The sequence below is a fragment of the Roseixanthobacter liquoris genome, assembly GCF_043195135.2.
Taxonomy (GTDB): domain Bacteria; phylum Pseudomonadota; class Alphaproteobacteria; order Rhizobiales; family Xanthobacteraceae; genus NCEH01.
In genome coordinates this window covers 3,107,276-3,122,652 of sequence record NZ_CM195537.1, presented here as the reverse complement: position 1 = coordinate 3,122,652, position 15,377 = coordinate 3,107,276, and the positions used below count along the sequence as shown (strand labels likewise).

The 15,377-nt window shown below is 66.7% G+C and carries 14 protein-coding genes and 1 tRNA gene; 8 read left to right on the top strand and 7 right to left on the bottom strand.

Translation table 11 applies throughout. The annotated features are described in order from the left end of the window. Positions 1-87: 87 nt before the first annotated feature. Positions 88-882, bottom strand: a complete 795-nt coding sequence (locus tag V5F84_RS13980) for a polysaccharide deacetylase family protein (RefSeq protein ID WP_394044924.1) — start codon at positions 880-882, stop codon at positions 88-90. 187 nt (positions 883-1,069) lie between these two features. Between V5F84_RS13980 and mgtE the strand changes: the two genes are divergently transcribed. The 4 genes from mgtE to V5F84_RS13960 all read left to right on the top strand — a co-directional run bounded on the left by mgtE (position 1,070) and on the right by V5F84_RS13960 (position 7,057). Further along, positions 1,070-2,479: a magnesium transporter gene (gene mgtE, locus V5F84_RS13975; protein ID WP_394044922.1), complete on the top strand. Its 1,410-nt coding sequence runs from the start codon at positions 1,070-1,072 to the stop codon at positions 2,477-2,479. A gap of 153 nt (positions 2,480-2,632) precedes the next feature. Continuing rightward, positions 2,633-4,780, top strand: coding sequence for a putative bifunctional diguanylate cyclase/phosphodiesterase (locus V5F84_RS13970; RefSeq protein ID WP_394044920.1), 2,148 nt, complete (start codon positions 2,633-2,635; stop codon positions 4,778-4,780). Between the two features lie 178 nt (positions 4,781-4,958). Next, positions 4,959-6,131: an isovaleryl-CoA dehydrogenase gene (locus V5F84_RS13965; RefSeq protein WP_394044918.1), complete on the top strand. Its 1,173-nt coding sequence runs from the start codon at positions 4,959-4,961 to the stop codon at positions 6,129-6,131. 125 nt (positions 6,132-6,256) lie between these two features. Next, the gene (locus tag V5F84_RS13960) at positions 6,257-7,057 is read left to right on the top strand and encodes a YdcF family protein (RefSeq protein ID WP_394044916.1); all 801 of its coding nucleotides are present in this window, start codon (positions 6,257-6,259) and stop codon (positions 7,055-7,057) included. A gap of 193 nt (positions 7,058-7,250) precedes the next feature. Here the strand turns inward: V5F84_RS13960 and V5F84_RS13955 are convergent, their stop codons facing one another. After that, positions 7,251-7,568, bottom strand: a complete 318-nt coding sequence (locus tag V5F84_RS13955; RefSeq protein ID WP_394044914.1) for a DUF3253 domain-containing protein — start codon at positions 7,566-7,568, stop codon at positions 7,251-7,253. A 205-nt stretch (positions 7,569-7,773) separates the two neighbouring features. On the opposite strand from V5F84_RS13955, the gene V5F84_RS13950 reads away from it, so the two are divergent. Genes V5F84_RS13950 through V5F84_RS13940 form a run of 3 tightly spaced genes read left to right on the top strand, consistent with a single transcriptional unit; the run spans position 7,774 to position 9,173 of the window. Continuing rightward, positions 7,774-7,902 (top strand): hypothetical protein, encoded by a 129-nt coding sequence (locus tag V5F84_RS13950; protein ID WP_394044912.1) that lies wholly within the window; start codon positions 7,774-7,776, stop codon positions 7,900-7,902. Positions 7,903-7,947: 45 nt separating this feature from the next. Beyond that, positions 7,948-8,637 (top strand): glutathione S-transferase family protein, encoded by a 690-nt coding sequence (locus V5F84_RS13945; protein ID WP_394044910.1) that lies wholly within the window; start codon positions 7,948-7,950, stop codon positions 8,635-8,637. Beyond that, entirely contained in the window at positions 8,634-9,173 is a 540-nt protein-coding gene (locus V5F84_RS13940) for a DUF1489 family protein (RefSeq protein WP_394044908.1), read from the top strand. Before V5F84_RS13945 ends, V5F84_RS13940 begins: the two co-directional genes overlap by 4 nt. A gap of 212 nt (positions 9,174-9,385) precedes the next feature. Here the strand turns inward: V5F84_RS13940 and sseA are convergent, their stop codons facing one another. From sseA to V5F84_RS13920, 4 genes are all read right to left on the bottom strand, one after another. Next, complete coding sequence (gene sseA / locus V5F84_RS13935; protein ID WP_394044906.1) at positions 9,386-10,231, bottom strand: 3-mercaptopyruvate sulfurtransferase; 846 nt, start codon at positions 10,229-10,231, stop codon at positions 9,386-9,388. Between the two features lie 35 nt (positions 10,232-10,266). Then, the gene (locus tag V5F84_RS13930) at positions 10,267-11,298 is read right to left on the bottom strand and encodes a cysteine synthase A (protein ID WP_394044904.1); all 1,032 of its coding nucleotides are present in this window, start codon (positions 11,296-11,298) and stop codon (positions 10,267-10,269) included. A 77-nt stretch (positions 11,299-11,375) separates the two neighbouring features. Further along, a complete protein-coding gene (locus tag V5F84_RS13925; protein ID WP_394044902.1) occupies positions 11,376-12,452 on the bottom strand; it encodes an acyltransferase family protein in 1,077 nt (358 codons plus the stop codon). 158 nt (positions 12,453-12,610) lie between these two features. Further along, entirely contained in the window at positions 12,611-14,056 is a 1,446-nt protein-coding gene (locus tag V5F84_RS13920; RefSeq protein ID WP_394044900.1) for a cryptochrome/photolyase family protein, read from the bottom strand. A 92-nt stretch (positions 14,057-14,148) separates the two neighbouring features. Here V5F84_RS13920 and V5F84_RS13915 point away from each other — a divergent pair, with 92 nt between their 5' ends. Continuing rightward, complete coding sequence (locus V5F84_RS13915; RefSeq protein ID WP_509277212.1) at positions 14,149-15,111, top strand: glutaminase; 963 nt, start codon at positions 14,149-14,151, stop codon at positions 15,109-15,111. Between the two features lie 168 nt (positions 15,112-15,279). On the opposite strand, the gene V5F84_RS13910 is transcribed toward V5F84_RS13915, so the two are convergent. Beyond that, a tRNA-Asn gene (locus tag V5F84_RS13910) sits at positions 15,280-15,354 on the bottom strand. Positions 15,355-15,377: the final 23 nt, after the last annotated feature.

Below are 15,377 nucleotides of genomic sequence, written 5' to 3'. Positions count from 1 at the left end.
CGTGACGCCCCACCGGGACGGATCCCAAGGATCGAAGGCTTGACGCATCGTCAGATTCGAACCCTCGCCCCCAAAATAGGGTTAATCTCAACGGCCGGATGACCGGGTCGAAGCGGGAACGATGTGTACGACGTGATAACCGCGCTCCGCTAAAGCCTGCAAGAACGCCGGAATCATGGCTGCGGTATAGGTTTTCGTGTCGTGAAATAGAATGATACCGCCCCCGGCCGCGTCGAGCCGGCCAAGTACCAGAGCAAGTTCTTGCTCGGGCGTCATTTTATTCCAGTCGCTGGCCCAAAGATCAGCGCCGAAGACAGAAATGCCACGCTGCTCGAGATAAGCGAGCAGCTCGGGAGTCGAGGCGAAGCCCGGAAAGCGGAAGAACGGCACGCGCGGCGCGCCGCCGGGGCCGGCGCTGCCATAGGCTGCAGCATCGTCGGCCGCGATCCCGCGCTCGATCTCCGCCACGGCGGCATCGAATGGCAGATGGGCGAGCGTCGCCTCCGGATGGGTCATGGAGTGATGGGCGATGGTATGCCCCTCCGCCAGGACCCTACGCACCAGCTCGGGCCGGGCGCGCGCATTTTCCCCGATCAGGAAAAAGGTCGCCCGCACGCACTGCGCCTTGAGCGCGTCCAGCACCGCCGCCGTGGTCTTGGGCCAGGGGCCGTCGTCGAAGGTGAGCACCACTTCCTTGGGCTTCAGCGCGAGCGTCTGAGGGAAGGATTTCGTTCCGACCCGCACCCCCGCCGGCACTTCCAACACGCGCGCGGTGCCGAGCGCGGAGGGGCGCCCGGGACACCCCTGCGCCAGCGCCGCGAGCGGCATCAGCAGGGCGGCCACAGCCCCCATGGTCAAGGCCAAGGTGATGCGGATCTTCATGAATCGGATTTTCCGGCTGGAGCGTTTGCGTTCCGGCCCTCGTATGCCTAGAAGCGCGGAGGCGGATTCCCGGCGGCACGCCGGGGCTTCAGGCTTTCAGCGACAACAAGAGACGAACGGTTCGTTCAGGTTGGCGGCAACCTAGTCCGAACCTGTGCCGGTTTCCATCCGTGACGTGGGGTGAACGATGCGCGAGGACAGTCCCGCCGCCGCAGACGACCATCCCGCCCTGTCGCCGCGCGACGCGGACGGCGCGATCTCCGATGCCTTCCTGGCGCAGGTCCAGCACGCGGTCGCGGCGTCGAACGGCGAGCACCTGCGCCGGCTGATTCGCGGGCTCCACGAAGCCGATCTGGGCGACATCATCGAAGCCCTGGATCCGGAGCAGCGGCCCCGGCTGATCGAACTGGCGGGTGGCGAATTCGATTTCACCGCCCTGACCGAGCTCGACGAGACGGTCCGCGTCCAGATCCTCCAGGCGCTGCGGCCGTGGACTGTGGCGGAAGGCATTCGCGACCTCGATTCGGACGATGCGGTCTACATCCTGGAAGACCTGGATGAGGATGAGAAGGCCGCCATCCTTGCGCACATACCCGCGCCCGAGCGGGTCGCGCTCCAGCGCTCGCTCGATTATCCCGAGGAAAGCGCCGGCCGGCGCATGCAGACGGAATTCATCGCCGTCCCGCCGTTCTGGACCGTCGGGCGCACCATCGATCACCTGCGCGACACCGACGATCTGCCCGAGACCTTCTATGAGGTCTTCGTGGTCGATCCGGCCTACCGCCTGGTCGGTTCGATCCCACTCGACCGCCTGCTGCGCACCAAGCGGGCGGTGCTGCTGACGGCGGTGAAGAGCGACCAGCGCCACATCGTGAAGGCCTCGGAGGACCAGGAGGACGTGGCTCGCATGTTCGAGCACTACAATCTGGTTTCTGCCCCGGTGGTGGACGATGCGGGGCGCCTCGTCGGCGTCATGACCATCGACGACGTGGTGGACGTGATCCAGGAGGAGGCGGACGAGGATCTGCGCGCCATGGCCGGCGTGGGCAGCGACGAGGAGCTTTCCGACACGGTGGCTTATACCGCCCGCGGTCGCCTCCCGTGGCTGGTGGTCAATCTTGGGACCGCATTCCTCGCAGCTTTCATCATCGGCCTGTTCTCCGGCACCATCGAGAAGATGGTCGCCCTTGCGGTCCTGATGCCGATTGTCGCGTCCATGGGCGGGAACGCCGCGAACCAAACCATGACTGTGGCGGTCCGCGCGCTCGCCACCAAGGACATCAGCTCCCACAATGCGCGTCGGGTCGTGCTCAGAGAAGTTTTGGTTGGATTGGTAAATGGATCGATCCTGGCGATCCTGCTTGGCGTGATCGCTGCCGCGTGGTTCGGGAATTTACAACTTGGCGGAGTGATCGCCAGCGCTCTGGTGGTCAACATGCTGGCGGCGGGACTGTTCGGAATCCTGGTTCCGCTAGGGATTCACAAGCTTAAACTCGACCCTGCGGTTGCATCCGGGGTATTCGTCACGATGGTGACAGACAGCGTCGGATTTTTTGCATTTCTCGGCCTCGCCTCCCTGTGGTTTGGGGGTACCTAAGACAGAGTAGGCTTTCGGGGTGCTTGCGCCCGCTGCCCGGCCGTACGAGAAAGGTCAGCGGCGACATTGGGTCTGTCGCGCGGCCTTTTCGTGGCCCTCGGTCGGGAGGCTAATATTCCTAGACGGGCGGGCGCCGCAGCGCGCAGCTTCTCGGTGGCGACCATCGCTGCGGTGCTGGTCCTTGTCACGTGCCTGTGCGCGATCCTGGCGTTCGCGACCGCCAGCAATGATGCCCGCTCCAACGCATTCGAGCGGCAGACCGTGCTTGCGGCGCTGCGCGATCACACCATGCTGATGAAGCGCACGGTGAGCCTGATCGAGCCCGACGAGGAAGTCAGCGCGCGGGTCAAACAGAATGATCGCGCCTGGTTGCACGAAAATCTCGGGCTCCCGCTCAACAATCACTTCGGTTACGAGCGCACCTTCCTGCTCGACCGGCAGCTACACGTCCTCCACGCCTATGCGCTGGACCAGGAAGTCGACCAGAACCAGTTCGACATGCTGCGCCCCGCGCTCCAGCGCTTGATGCGCGACCCGCAAAACCGCGACGCCAAGGCCGCCGGGGAGCCGGTTTCCGGATTTGTCGCGATCGGCGATTTCGCCGGCCTTGCGGTGGTGCGATCCATCAAGGGCGCCGAAGCGGCCGGCGACGGGACGGACGTGCTGCAATCCGTGACGGTGGATCTGTTGGATGACGCCTTCCTGAGCGAATTGGCGCAAAGGGTAAAATTGGCGGGCTTTCGGATCTATCGGGAGGCACCTGCCGGAGACCGGGAAAACTTCGTCACCCTGACCAACCTCGCGGACGGCAATCCGATCGTGATTGCCTGGTTGCCGGAGCGCCCGGGCGCAACCGCGCTCCAGCGCATCGCTCCGCTGGTGGCCGTGCTCTCGCTGACTCTGCTTGCCATCTGCGTGATGCTGTTGGTGCAGTCTCGCCGCACCAGCGCCGCCCTGCTCGCGAGCGAGGCCGAGGCCAAATCGCTCGCCATGGAGGATTATCTGACCGGGCTTGCCAATCGCGGCGGCTTCGTCGGACGCCTCCAGGCGCGCATGGCCACCTTGTCCTCGACCGAGATCCTGGCCATGGCCTATCTGGATCTCGACGGGTTCAAGGACATCAACGACACGCTGGGCCACGGCGTCGGCGATGAGCTTCTGTGCCTGATGGCGTCGCGGGTGCGCCAGACACTGGGCGATCGCGGCCTTGCCGCGCGGTTCGGCGGCGATGAGTTCGTGCTCTATCTGATCTGCGCCGAGCGGGCGGAGGTGGAACCGTTCCTCGACGCTTTGCTGAGGGTGATGCAGCAGCCGGTGCGCCTGGAGGGCCACGAGCTTCAGATCGGTGCCTCCATCGGCGTTGCGTTCGCGCCCGAGCACACCGATGATCCCGGCGAGCTGATGCGCCTCGCCGACATCGCGCTCTATCGCGCGAAGGCGGACGGGCGCGGGCTGGTGCGGTTCTTCGCCCCCGAGCTGGAGCAGGACATCCGCAACCGCCGCACGGTCGAGCTTGAGTTGGCCGAAGCGATTGACGGCGGACAGATGGTGCTGGTGTTCCAGCCGCAGGTGGATGTGGAGAGCGAGCGCATCGTCGGGTTCGAGGCCCTGGTACGCTGGGATCATCCCGAGCGCGGGCGCCTCCCCCCGGAGACCTTCGTTCCCATCGCCGAACGCAGCCGGCTGATCTGCCGGCTCGACAATTGGGTGATGCGGCGCGCCTGCGAGCTGGGCCGGCGGCTCGACGACGTGACCGTCTCGGTCAATATGTCGCCCATCAGCCTGCGCCAGCCCAATATCGCCGACCTCATCCTGGAGAGCCTCGCCCAGACCGGCTTCGAGCCGTCGCGCCTGGAGATCGAAATCACCGAGAGCGCCATCATCCAGGCCGATGCGGAAGTGAACGCCGCGCTGCTGCGCCTGCGGGAGAGCGGGGTCCGGATCGCGCTCGACGATTTCGGCACCGGGCATGCCTCGCTGGTGCATATCCGCCGTTTTCCGGTGACCAAGATCAAGATCGACCGCTCGTTCATCTCCAACCTCGGTACCGAGCGCGATGCCGCGGCGATCGTGGAATATGTGGTGCGGCTCGGTCGCTCGCTCGGCATCGTGCTGACCGCCGAGGGGGTGGAGACGCGAGAGCAATTGCGCTTCCTGCGGGCTTTCGGGGCGCAGCAGGCACAGGGCTTCCTGTTCTCCGGCCCGGTCTCCATCGACGCCGCCCAGGCCATGCTCGCGGATCAGAACACGCCGGGCGGCCGCCCCCGCCCGCCGGGCATGCGGCGCAATGTGGATGCGTGAGCGCGGCTCAGTTTCCTGTTGAATAAACGGCCATACGTTTTATTCTTCCCCGTCCGCTCCGCCCGTCGCTCCTTGCCGACGGGAGAGGGGCGCCTATGCCATTGGTTCAGCGCGCTCAAGAAGACCACGGCGGCGGGTGCCGCGCAGAATGGGCTTCGACGCGGCCGGGAGGAAGACCATGTTGCCCAACGCCCATCGCGGATTCGATTTCGACCTCGGCGAAACCGCCGACATGCTGCGCGACACCGTGCGCGCTTTCTCCCAGGACAAGATCGCCCCGCGCGCCGAAGAGATTGACCGCACGAACCAATTTCCTCGCGACCTGTGGCCCCAGCTCGGCGCCCTCGGCCTGCTCGGCGTCACCGTGGAAGAGGAATATGGCGGCTCCGGACTCGGCTATCTGGAGCATGTGATCGCCATGGAGGAGATCAGCCGCGCCTCCGCCTCGGTGGGGCTCTCCTACGGCGCGCACTCGAACCTGTGCATCAACCAGATCCGCCGCAACGGCACCGAGGCGCAGAAGCGCCGCTATTTGCCCAAGCTGATCTCCGGCGAGCATGTGGGCGCGCTCGCCATGTCGGAGCCCGGAGCCGGCTCCGACGTCGTGTCCATGCGGACGCGCGCGGAGAAGAAGGGCGACCGTTACCTGCTGACGGGCAACAAGATGTGGATCACCAACGGCCCGATCGCCGAGACCCTGGTGGTCTATGCCAAGACCGATCTGGCCGCCGGCGCGCGCGGCATGACCGCCTTCCTCATCGAGAAGGGGTTCAAGGGCTTTTCCACTGCGCAGAAGCTGGACAAGCTCGGCATGCGCGGCTCCGACACCTGCGAGCTGGTGTTCGAGGACTGCGAAGTGCCCGAGGAGAATGTGCTCGGCGAGGTGGGGCGCGGCGTCAATGTGCTGATGTCCGGCCTGGACTACGAACGCGCGGTGCTCGCGGCGGGACCGGTCGGCATCATGCAGGCCTGCATGGACGTGGTGCTGCCCTATGTCCACGAGCGCAAGCAGTTCGGCCAGCCCATCGGCACCTTCCAGCTGATGCAGGGCAAGATCGCCGACATGTATGTGACCATGAATGCGGTGCGCGCCTATGTCTATGCCGTTGCAAAGGCATGCGATCGCGGCGCCACCACGCGCGAGGATGCGGCCGGGGCGATCCTGTTCGCGGCCGAGAAGGCGACCTGGATGGCGCTCGAGGCGATCCAGACCCTGGGCGGCAACGGCTATATCAACGACTATCCCACCGGCCGCCTGCTGCGGGACGCCAAGCTTTATGAGATCGGGGCGGGGACGAGCGAAATTCGCCGGATGCTGATCGGCCGCGAATTGTTCGACAAGACCGCCTGACGGCGGCTTTCCAAACCAATCCCCTGCAAAAACCGAGCGCGTGCGCCCTGTCCCCGGGTGCGCGCGCTTCTCCATCTTCGCGCTGCAACAAGACTAGGCTATTGCTGGGTTGAAGAGGAGCGCTCATGGACGATTTTTACACGCTCTCGAAGATCCTCGGCATCCTGGCGGCTCCCTCCAACATCTTGGTATTGCTGGCGGTTTTCGGCGTGATCCTGCTGCTGACGGGCCTGCGCCGGACGCCGTCGCTGATTCTCGCCTTCGCCGTCCTCGGCATGTTCCTGACCGGCTTCTCGCCGTTGGCCAATTACCTGGTCTCCCCGCTGGAGGAGCGTTTTCCGCCTTTTGTGCCGGATGGAAAGCCCATCGAGGGCATTTTGATGCTCGGCGGCGCCGAGGTGCCGGACGTGTCGCTGGCGCGGGGCATCACGGCGGTGAATGACGCGGCCGAGCGGATCATCGTGTTCTCGGCGCTGGCGCGGCAATATCCCGCCGCCCGGCTGGTGGTGGCGGCGGGCTCCACGGCGCCGGGCGACATGGTGGCGCCTGAGGCGGAGGCCGAGCGCAAGGCGTTGCAGGATGCGGGCGTCGATCTGTCACGGGTGGTGTTCGAGCAGCGCTCGCGCAACACCATCGAGAATGCCGCCTACAGCAAGGCCCTGATCAATCCGAAGCCGGGCCAGCGGTGGTTGCTGGTGACCTCGGCCTTCCACATGCCCCGCGCCATTGCCTGTTTTCGCGCGGTGGATTTTCCCGTGATCGCCTATCCGGTGGATTATCGCACCGTCCGGCCGGACCTGCTCGACACCCCGTTCACGCGGGTCGCCCAGGGGCAGGACCTGATGGATATCGCGACCCGCGAATGGGTAGGCCTTGCCGCTTATTACCTTGCCGGCAAGACCAAGGTGCTGTTTCCCGCGCCCTAGAGACCCATCGGCGCTGCGGCCGCCGGCCCGCAGTGGGAAAATGTTTCACGTGAAACAATGGCTTAGCGCAGACGAATCGGGGTTTTGTGCCCCATCTCCGTGGTTTTCCGCGCGCTAAACCCGGGATTTCGGCAGAATTCGCGCCATGAATTTCTGCGAGCGCGCGAGGCGCACGCGATAGCCGGCTGACAGGTCAATCCTCGCGCGGCAGGCCGAGCCGGTAGACGCCGCGGAAATCCTGCGGATCCACCGGCTTGCCCTTGCGGTAGATGACCAGCCGGCCTTCGAGCGCGAGCCGCACCGCGACCCGGCGCACCGCCGGCAGGGCACGCTGCCACTGCGCCGGACCCATCAGGGCGAGGGCGGCGTCCGCCGGGGCGATGGTCTTGGCGCCCTCCCGGGCGGCGAGGGTGAGGATGGCGCGGGCCACATCGTCCTCGGCGGGCAGGGCGGTATCTGCGGCTTCAGCCGCGGGCGGGTTCTGCGCATTCATCATGGCCTGCTGTCGCATCGCCGCCAGCGCCGCGCAAGCCCGAGCTGATAGGAAGGCGTATGGGCAGCCATGCGGATATGCCGGTGCGGCGCAGCAGGATGGTCTTGCGCTTTCGTTAGGAATTTCTTAGATATTGTGACGAATGCGTGGCCGAAATGCGCCCCATCTGGAAATCCTGTTTCAGGACACCTGGTTTCTCCCCTTCAAGCCATAGACAGTCATCATGACCGTAAAGACCGAACGATCCTGCTGGTGCGTCGCCCGCACTGCTCTGGGCGTTGTTGTTGCGACCATCGCCGTGGTCTATCTCTTCGGCGGGTTCGATCCCGTCATCGTCGCTTCGATCCGCTGACGGCACGCGGCCCGGTCCCGTAGGGTGCTGGGGAGGGCGAGCGTCATGCCGTTGAAGCTGATCATCGGAAACAAGAATTATTCCTCCTGGTCGCTGCGGCCGTGGCTTGCCTTGCGGGCCGCCGGCATCGCCTTCGAGGAGCAGCGCATCGCCATCGGCACGGATGCGTTCAAGGCAGCGCTGGCGCCCCTCGGCACCGCCGGCCGCGTTCCGGTGCTGGTGGATGGCGACATTCCGGTGTGGGATTCCCTCGCCATCATCGAACATGTGGCCGAAACCCATCCCAATCGCCCGTTGTGGCCGGTGCGTCCTGCGGCGCGTGCGTTCGCGCGCTCCATCAGTGCCGAGATGCACGCCTCGTTTCATCATCTGCGCCGCCATCTGCCGATGAATCTATGGCGGCCGGTGGAGCCGCTGGCCCTCGCCGAGGGCGTGGAGCGCGACGTCGCGCGCGTCACCGCCATTTTCCGCGAGGCGCGTCGGCGCTTTGGCGGCGGCGGGGATTTCCTGTTCGGCGCCTTCAGCGCTGCGGACGCGATGTTTGCTCCCGTGGCGACGCGCCTGCGCACCTATGCGGTGCCGCTCGACGAGGTGAGCGACGCCTATGTGGCGGCGATCCATGACCAGCCCGATTTCGTCGCCTGGAAGGGCGAGGCGCTGCAAGAAACCGAGGTCCTGCCCGAGGACGAAGTGGATTGGCCGCAGGTGAAGCGGGAGCCGGCCGTCGCCGCATGAACGCGAAAACTCCCGCCAAATCCGCCGTTGCCAAATCTCCCGCGGCGAAGGCCAAGCCATCGCCGGCCGCTTCGTCCGGGTCCGCCATCGGAGCGGCCCGGCCCCTGCATCTCCTCAAGCTGTGCGTCGGCGCCGAATCCATCGAGGACCTGACCGACTGGATCGCCGAGCGCCTCGCCGACAAGGCGGCGCGCGGCCTGCCTGTGGAACACGGGCATATCACCCGCATGGTGCCCACCCGCACCGAGGAATTGCTGGGCGGTGGTTCGCTCTATTGGGTGATCAAGGGCGAGATCATGTGCCGGCAGCGCCTGATCGACATCCGCCCGTTCGTCGATGGCGAAGGCATCCGCCGCTGCACCTTGGTGCTCGACCCGCAGGTGGTGCGCGTGGCGCCGCGTCCCCATCGCCCGTTCCAGGGCTGGCGCTATCTCAAGGATGCGGATGTGGCCCCGGATATCGACGCAGCGGGGAAGGGCGCGGCCGGCCTGCCGGCGGAGATGGAGCGCGAATTGCGCGCGCTCGGGCTGCTGTAGGCGAATCCGGATCGTCCGCCCCGGTCTTTCCCCGCTCTGGCGGTCTTTCCCCCTCCCCAGCCCTCCCCCGCAAGCGGGAGAGGGAGCGCATCGGTCTGTGTGAGGTACGGATTTCCCCGCGACACCGCCTTGTCCCCTCTCCCGCGTGCGGGGGAGGGTTAGGGAGGGGGCCTTCCAAGCGAGGGTTAGGGATCTTCCAAGCGAGGCCGGGTTTATTCCGCCCCGGTCGCCACCGGCTTTCCGGCGGAGGCCCATTCGGCCCAGGAGCCGTCATAGAGCGCATGCGGGCGCTTGCCGATGCTGTCCAGCGCCAGCCACAGGATAGCGGCCGAGACGCCGGAACCGCAGGAGGTGATCACCGGGCGGGAGAGATCCACGCCCGCGCCCTCCAGGGCCGCGCGCAGGGCCGCGGGCTCGGCGAGGTGGCCGTCCTTCACGATTTCGCTGAACGGCAGGTTCAGGCTGCCGGGAATATGGCCGGAGGCGATGCCGGCGCGCGGCTCCGGCGCCTCGCCCCGGAACCGGGCGGCCGGGCGCGCATCGAGCACCTGGCTGGTGCCGGCGGTCAGGGCGCGCTCCACTTGGGCGATGTCGGCGATGATGGACCGATCCAGCCGCGCCATGAAGCTCGCCGGCGGGCGGGCCGAGGGGCCGCTTTCGGTCTCGCGGCCCTCGGCCAGCCATTGCGGCAGGCCGCCATCCAGGATCATCACCTCCGCCACCCCGAAGGCGCGGAAGGTCCACCACACGCGCGCCGCCGAGAACAGGCCGAGCTGGTCATAGACCACGATCCGCAGCCCGTCGCCGATGCCGAGCTTGCCCACCGCAGCGGAGAAGGCGAGCGCGTCCGGCAGCATGTGCGGCAGGTCGGTGGACGGGTCGGAAATGGCGTCGATGTCGAAGAACACGGCGCCGGGAATGTGATGCTCCAGGAACTCCGCCTTGCCGTTGCGCCCGGTCGGCGGCAAGTGCCAGGAGCCATCCACGATCACCAGGTCGGGCGCTCCGAGATTGTCCGCAAGCCATTGCGTGGAAACGAGGTAGGGCGAGGAGGTCATGAACGGGCTTCCGGGTTGGAGGACGGGTGGCGGGGTCACACGAGAACGTTCGGCACCTCGCTCTTGCGCTCCAGCCAGCCCGGCACGGGCAGGTCCTTGGACCGCAGGAATTCGGGATTGAACAGCTTGGACTGATAGCGCGTGCCGTAGTCGCAGAGAATGGTGACGATGGTATGCCCCGGCCCGAGATCCTTCGCGAGGCGGATCGCGCCGGCGATATTGATGCCGGACGAGCCGCCGAGACACAGGCCTTCATGCTCCAGCAGGTCGAACACGATCTGCACCGCTTCCGCGTCCGGGATCTGATAGGCAAGGTCCACCGGGGCGTCCACGAGGTTTGCGGTGATGCGCCCCTGGCCGATGCCCTCGGTGATGGACGAGCCCTCCGCGTGCAGCACGCCGGTGGTGTAATAGGAATAGAGCGCCGCGCCGAACGGGTCGGCGAGGGCGATCTTGATGTCGGGGTTGCGCGCCTTGAGCGCGATGCCGATGCCGGCGAGCGTGCCGCCGGTGCCCACCGCGCACACGAAGCCGTCCACCTTGCCGTCGGTCTGCTCGTAGATTTCCGGCCCTGTGGTGTCGATATGCGCCTGGCGATTGGCCACATTGTCGAACTGGTTGGCCCAGATGGCGCCGTTCGGCTCGGTCTTGGCGAGCGCCTCGGCGAGGCGGCCGGAGACTTTTACGTAATTGTTCGGGTTGGAATAGGGTACCGCCGGCACTTCCACGAGCGTGGCGCCGGCGAGACGCAGCATGTCCTTCTTTTCCTGGGACTGGGTCTCGGGAATGACGATCACGGTCTTGAAGCCGAACGGCGCGGCCACCAGCGCGAGGCCGATGCCGGTATTGCCCGCCGTGCCTTCCACGATCACGCCGCCGGGCTGGAGCGTGCCCTTCGCGATCGCATCCTGGATGATGCCGAGCGCCGCGCGATCCTTCACCGACTGGCCCGGATTGAGGAATTCGGCTTTGCCCAGGATCGTGCACCCGGTCTCCTCGGACGCCTTCTTCAGGCGGATGAGCGGGGTGTTGCCGATGGATTCAACAAGACCGTTACGTATATTCATGGAATAACCGTGCTCCAGATGGCGAGCGAACGTTAGCGAAGGCGCTCACCAGCGGCAACCGGCGCGGCTTGCGGCTTTCAGCGCGGCACCGGGGCGGGGCGGGGGCTCCGGCGCAGGAGCGCGCTGCGCAGGAACCCGTTCATCGGCAGCTCGACGCGGCGATAGGTCAGATAGCCGAGGGCGAGCGCCGCCGTGGTGACGAGCAGGAAATAAAGCCCGAGATACTGCCCGCCCAACAGCTTGCGCCAGAGCGGGTCGACGAACAGGAAAATGAAGCTGTGGCAGAGATAAAGGCTGTAGGAGGCATTGCCCAGCACCACGAGAATGCCCACCGCCGGGCGTGTGGGATTGGCATCCACGCACAGCACGCATAGCCCCACGGTCAGCATCGCCACCAGCGTATGCGCCGCCGGCACCGCCTGGGGAAAGGCCGTGACCGCGACGATCAGCGCCAGGCAGGCGGGAAGGACATGGCGAAATGCCAGCACGCCGCGCCCGCTGCGCATCAGGTGCAGCTTCACGAGGGCGAGCGCGATGCCGATGACGAATTCCAGGAGGATCGAATGGGTCCAGGCGCGCAGGACGTCCTGCTGCCAGTCCAGCGTTCCCGCCGCGATCAGGCCGAGCAGCAGCGCCATCAGCACGACCAGGCCGAGGGTGCGCTTGAGGAACAGGCTGGCGGCGAAGGCGAGATAGAAGAACATCTCATAGTTCAGCGTCCAGCCCTGGGAGAGGATCGGCCGATGCTGCGCGTAGAGATTGAAGTAAGGGATGAAGAAATAGCTCTTCACGACTTCCGGCACGGAGAGGAGTGCCGCGCCGGAGGGATCGCCGAGGCGGGCGAGCAGCAGGAAGACGAGGATTTGCAGCGTCGTCAAAAGCCAATACAGCGGCACCACGCGCACGATCCGCGCCGCCAGGAACCGCCCCGGCGCGCCGGGCTGCGCGAAGGCATCATGGGCGATATAGACCATGATGAAGCCGCTGATGACGAAGAAGATGCGGACGCCGAGATCGCCCGAAATCCCGAAAATCAGCACCTCCGCCCCATAGCGTTCGCGAAAGCCGGACAGGCTGTGCTCCACATGGGACAGCATGACCAAGGCGGCTGCGAGGAAGCGCAGGATCTGCAAGGAATAGAGGGTTTCCCGCATCGCTCGATCCTCGCCGCGGCGGGGCGCCGCGCGTGTGAAACAATCCTGCCGGCGCAGCCGGGCCGCGGCGCTTCAGGCGCGAGTCGCCGACGCGCCCGGTTTAGCGGGAAGCCTGCGGCCGCGCCATAGCTCGGCCCTGCGGCGCGGCGCCGGAGGGGTCATTGCGCCTTTATCTGCGCGAACGCCTCCAGCGCCCGCGCACGGGCCCGCGCATGGTCGACGATGGGACGGGGATAATCGGCGCCGTGCCGCACGCCGGCCCGCGAGAGGGCGGCGGCATCGCCCGTCCAGGGCTTATGGATCAGCGCCGGCGGCAGGCCGGACAGCTCCGGCACGAAAGCGCGCACATAGGCCCCGTGCGGATCGAACTTCTCGCCCTGCAACACCGGATTGAAGATGCGGAAATAAGGTGCCGCATCGACCCCCGTTCCCGCCACCCATTGCCAATTGCCGGGATTGCTCGCCGCGTCCGCATCCACCAGCGTATCCCAGAACCAGCGCTCGCCCGCGCGCCAGTCCACCAGCAAATGCTTGGCGAGGAACGAAGCGACCACCATGCGCATGCGGTTGTGCATCCATCCGGTCTGCCACAGCTGGCGCATGGCGGCATCCACGATGGGATAGCCGGTGCGGCCCTCCTGCCATGCCGCCAGTTCACGAGGTGCCGAGCGCCAGGGAAAGGCGTCGAAGGCGGGGTTCAGGTTCCGCGTCGCGAGGTCGGGCGCCGCGTTGAGGATGTGATGGTTGAACTCGCGCCAATAGAGTTCGGCCGCGAACTTCTCCCCATCGCGGGGCGACAGCCCCTCCGCCTCGACCGCGTGCTGGGCGGCGGAGAGGACCTGGCGGGGGGATAGCTCGCCCCAGCGCAGATGCGGCGACAGGCGCGAGACGTGCGCCATGTCCGGCCGGTCGCGCAGATCGGCATAGCCGCGCAGGCCTTCGGACAGGAAATCGTGCAGCCGCTCCCGCGCGGCCGCTTCTCCGGCCCGCCATGTGGCGCGCAGCCCCTGCGCCCAGTCGGGCCGGGAGGGTTCGAGCGCCCAGGGGGCGGGATCCTCGCTCGCCTGTGCGTGGCGCGCGGCCTCCAGGCGCGGCGGTACGGGCAGGGGCGGGCGCAGCACCCGGTCCTTCAATGCTGCCCGGTGAAAGGCGCTGAAGGTGCGCGGCAAGGTGCCCGCCGCGGTGCGCACCGATCCCAATTCGTGCAGCAGATGGCCGTTGAACAGGCGCACCTCGCCGCCCTCGGCCCGCAAAGCGGCGGCGATCTGCGCATCGACGGCGTGCTCGGCCGCGCCCGGCCGGCTGTTGAAGGCGACAAGGCCCGCCCCGAGCGCGAGGGCCAGCGCCGGCACGATGTCGCCCGCCGGTCCCCGCCGCAGAATCAGGGGTATGCCATGGGTGCCGAGATCCCGCGCCAGCGCCTTCAGCGACTGGGCGAGCCACCAGCGCGCCGCCCCGCCGAGCGGCCGCACGCCGGGCGAAATTTCATCCAGCACATAAAGCGCCGCCACCGGCCGCCCGTCGCGCGCGGCATGGGTGAGGGCGGGATTGTCGCTAAGCCGCAGATCGTCGCGGAACCAGACCAGGGCAGGGGAAGGCGGCATGACGCACCGGTAACGAGAAACGCGGCGCGCAGCATAGCCGCCTCGGCGCGGCCGGCTACCCTTCGCGTCTGCGAGAGCTATAGTTGACCGGCGTGCAAAGGGAGGACCGGGTGTCGGATTTCAAGCCGGACTTGAGGCAGGTGGTGGCGGACATCGCCGCAGACATGGCGCAGCGCACGGAGCGCGGCGCGGTGGCGAGCTATATTCCCGAACTCGCCAAGGTGCCGCTGGACCAGTTCGCCATCGCCGTCACCACGGCCGACGGCGAGATGATCTGCGCCGGCGATTTCGAGACATCCTTTTCGATCCAGAGCATCTCGAAGGTGTTCACCCTCACCCTGGCGCTCGGGCAGCTCGGCGACAATCTTTGGAATCGCGTCGGCCGCGAGCCCTCCGGCAATGCGTTCAATTCCATCGTCCAGCTGGAATATGAGAAGGGCAAGCCGCGCAATCCCTTCATCAATGCCGGCGCCATCGCCGTGACCGACGTGCTGCTCTCCGGCCACCAGCCGCGCGAGGCGCTGGGCTCGATCCTGCGCTTCATCCGCTTCATCGCCGACGACGAGGATGTGGCGATCGACGAGAATGTGGCGCGCTCGGAGAAGCAGACCGGCTTCCTGAACACCGCGCTCGCCAATTACATGCGCGCGTTCAATGTGCTGGAACATCCGGTGGACCATGCGCTCGGGGTCTATTTCCACCATTGCGCGATCACCATGACGGCCCGGCAATTGGCCATGGCGGGGCGCTATATCGCTTTCGGTGGCAAGATCCCCACCACCGGCCGCTCGGTCGTCACCTCCGAGCGGGCGCGCCGCATCGCGGCCCTGATGCTGACCTGCGGCCATTATGACGGCTCGGGCGATTTCGCCTTCCGCGTCGGCCTGCCGGGCAAGAGCGGCGTCGGCGGCGGCATCCTGGCGGTGGCGCCGGGCAAGGCCTCCATCGCGGTATGGTCGCCGGGCCTCGACCGCTACGGCAATTCGGTGCTCGGCTCGATCGCGCTGGAGCAATTGGCGAAGGCCATGCGCTGGTCGGTGTTCGGCGGGGGCTGAGCGCGTCCGGCGCGCGCCGGGCGACGCGCGCCTCTGAAGGTACACGCCGCGCGACGATCCAAGTGCACGCCGCGCGACGATCCAAGTGCACGCCGTGCGACGATCAGAGTGCACAGCGCGCAGAAACGAAAAAGGCCGCCCGATCGGGCGGCCATTTTTTCGTAAGACTGGCTCCCCGGGCCGGATTCGAACCAGCGACCAACCGGTTAACAGCCGGTTGCTCTACCACTGAGCTACCGGGGATCAGGTGCTCACTTGCGAGGCCG

Bases quoted from the DNA above. Each gene is read 5' to 3' on its own strand.
- V5F84_RS13980 (WP_394044924.1), bottom strand. From the start codon at position 882: ATGAAGATCCGCATCACCTTGGCCTTGACCATGGGGGCTGTGGCCGCC.
- mgtE (WP_394044922.1), top strand. From the start codon at position 1,070: ATGCGCGAGGACAGTCCCGCCGCCGCAGACGACCATCCCGCCCTGTCG.
- V5F84_RS13965 (WP_394044918.1), top strand. From the start codon at position 4,959: ATGTTGCCCAACGCCCATCGCGGATTCGATTTCGACCTCGGCGAAACC.
- V5F84_RS13960 (WP_394044916.1), top strand. From the start codon at position 6,257: ATGGACGATTTTTACACGCTCTCGAAGATCCTCGGCATCCTGGCGGCT.
- V5F84_RS13955 (WP_394044914.1), bottom strand. From the start codon at position 7,568: ATGCGACAGCAGGCCATGATGAATGCGCAGAACCCGCCCGCGGCTGAA.
- V5F84_RS13950 (WP_394044912.1), top strand. From the start codon at position 7,774: ATGACCGTAAAGACCGAACGATCCTGCTGGTGCGTCGCCCGCACTGCT.
- V5F84_RS13945 (WP_394044910.1), top strand. From the start codon at position 7,948: ATGCCGTTGAAGCTGATCATCGGAAACAAGAATTATTCCTCCTGGTCG.
- V5F84_RS13940 (WP_394044908.1), top strand. From the start codon at position 8,634: ATGAACGCGAAAACTCCCGCCAAATCCGCCGTTGCCAAATCTCCCGCG.
- sseA (WP_394044906.1), bottom strand. From the start codon at position 10,231: ATGACCTCCTCGCCCTACCTCGTTTCCACGCAATGGCTTGCGGACAAT.
- V5F84_RS13930 (WP_394044904.1), bottom strand. From the start codon at position 11,298: ATGAATATACGTAACGGTCTTGTTGAATCCATCGGCAACACCCCGCTC.
- V5F84_RS13925 (WP_394044902.1), bottom strand. From the start codon at position 12,452: ATGCGGGAAACCCTCTATTCCTTGCAGATCCTGCGCTTCCTCGCAGCC.
- V5F84_RS13920 (WP_394044900.1), bottom strand. From the start codon at position 14,056: ATGCCGCCTTCCCCTGCCCTGGTCTGGTTCCGCGACGATCTGCGGCTT.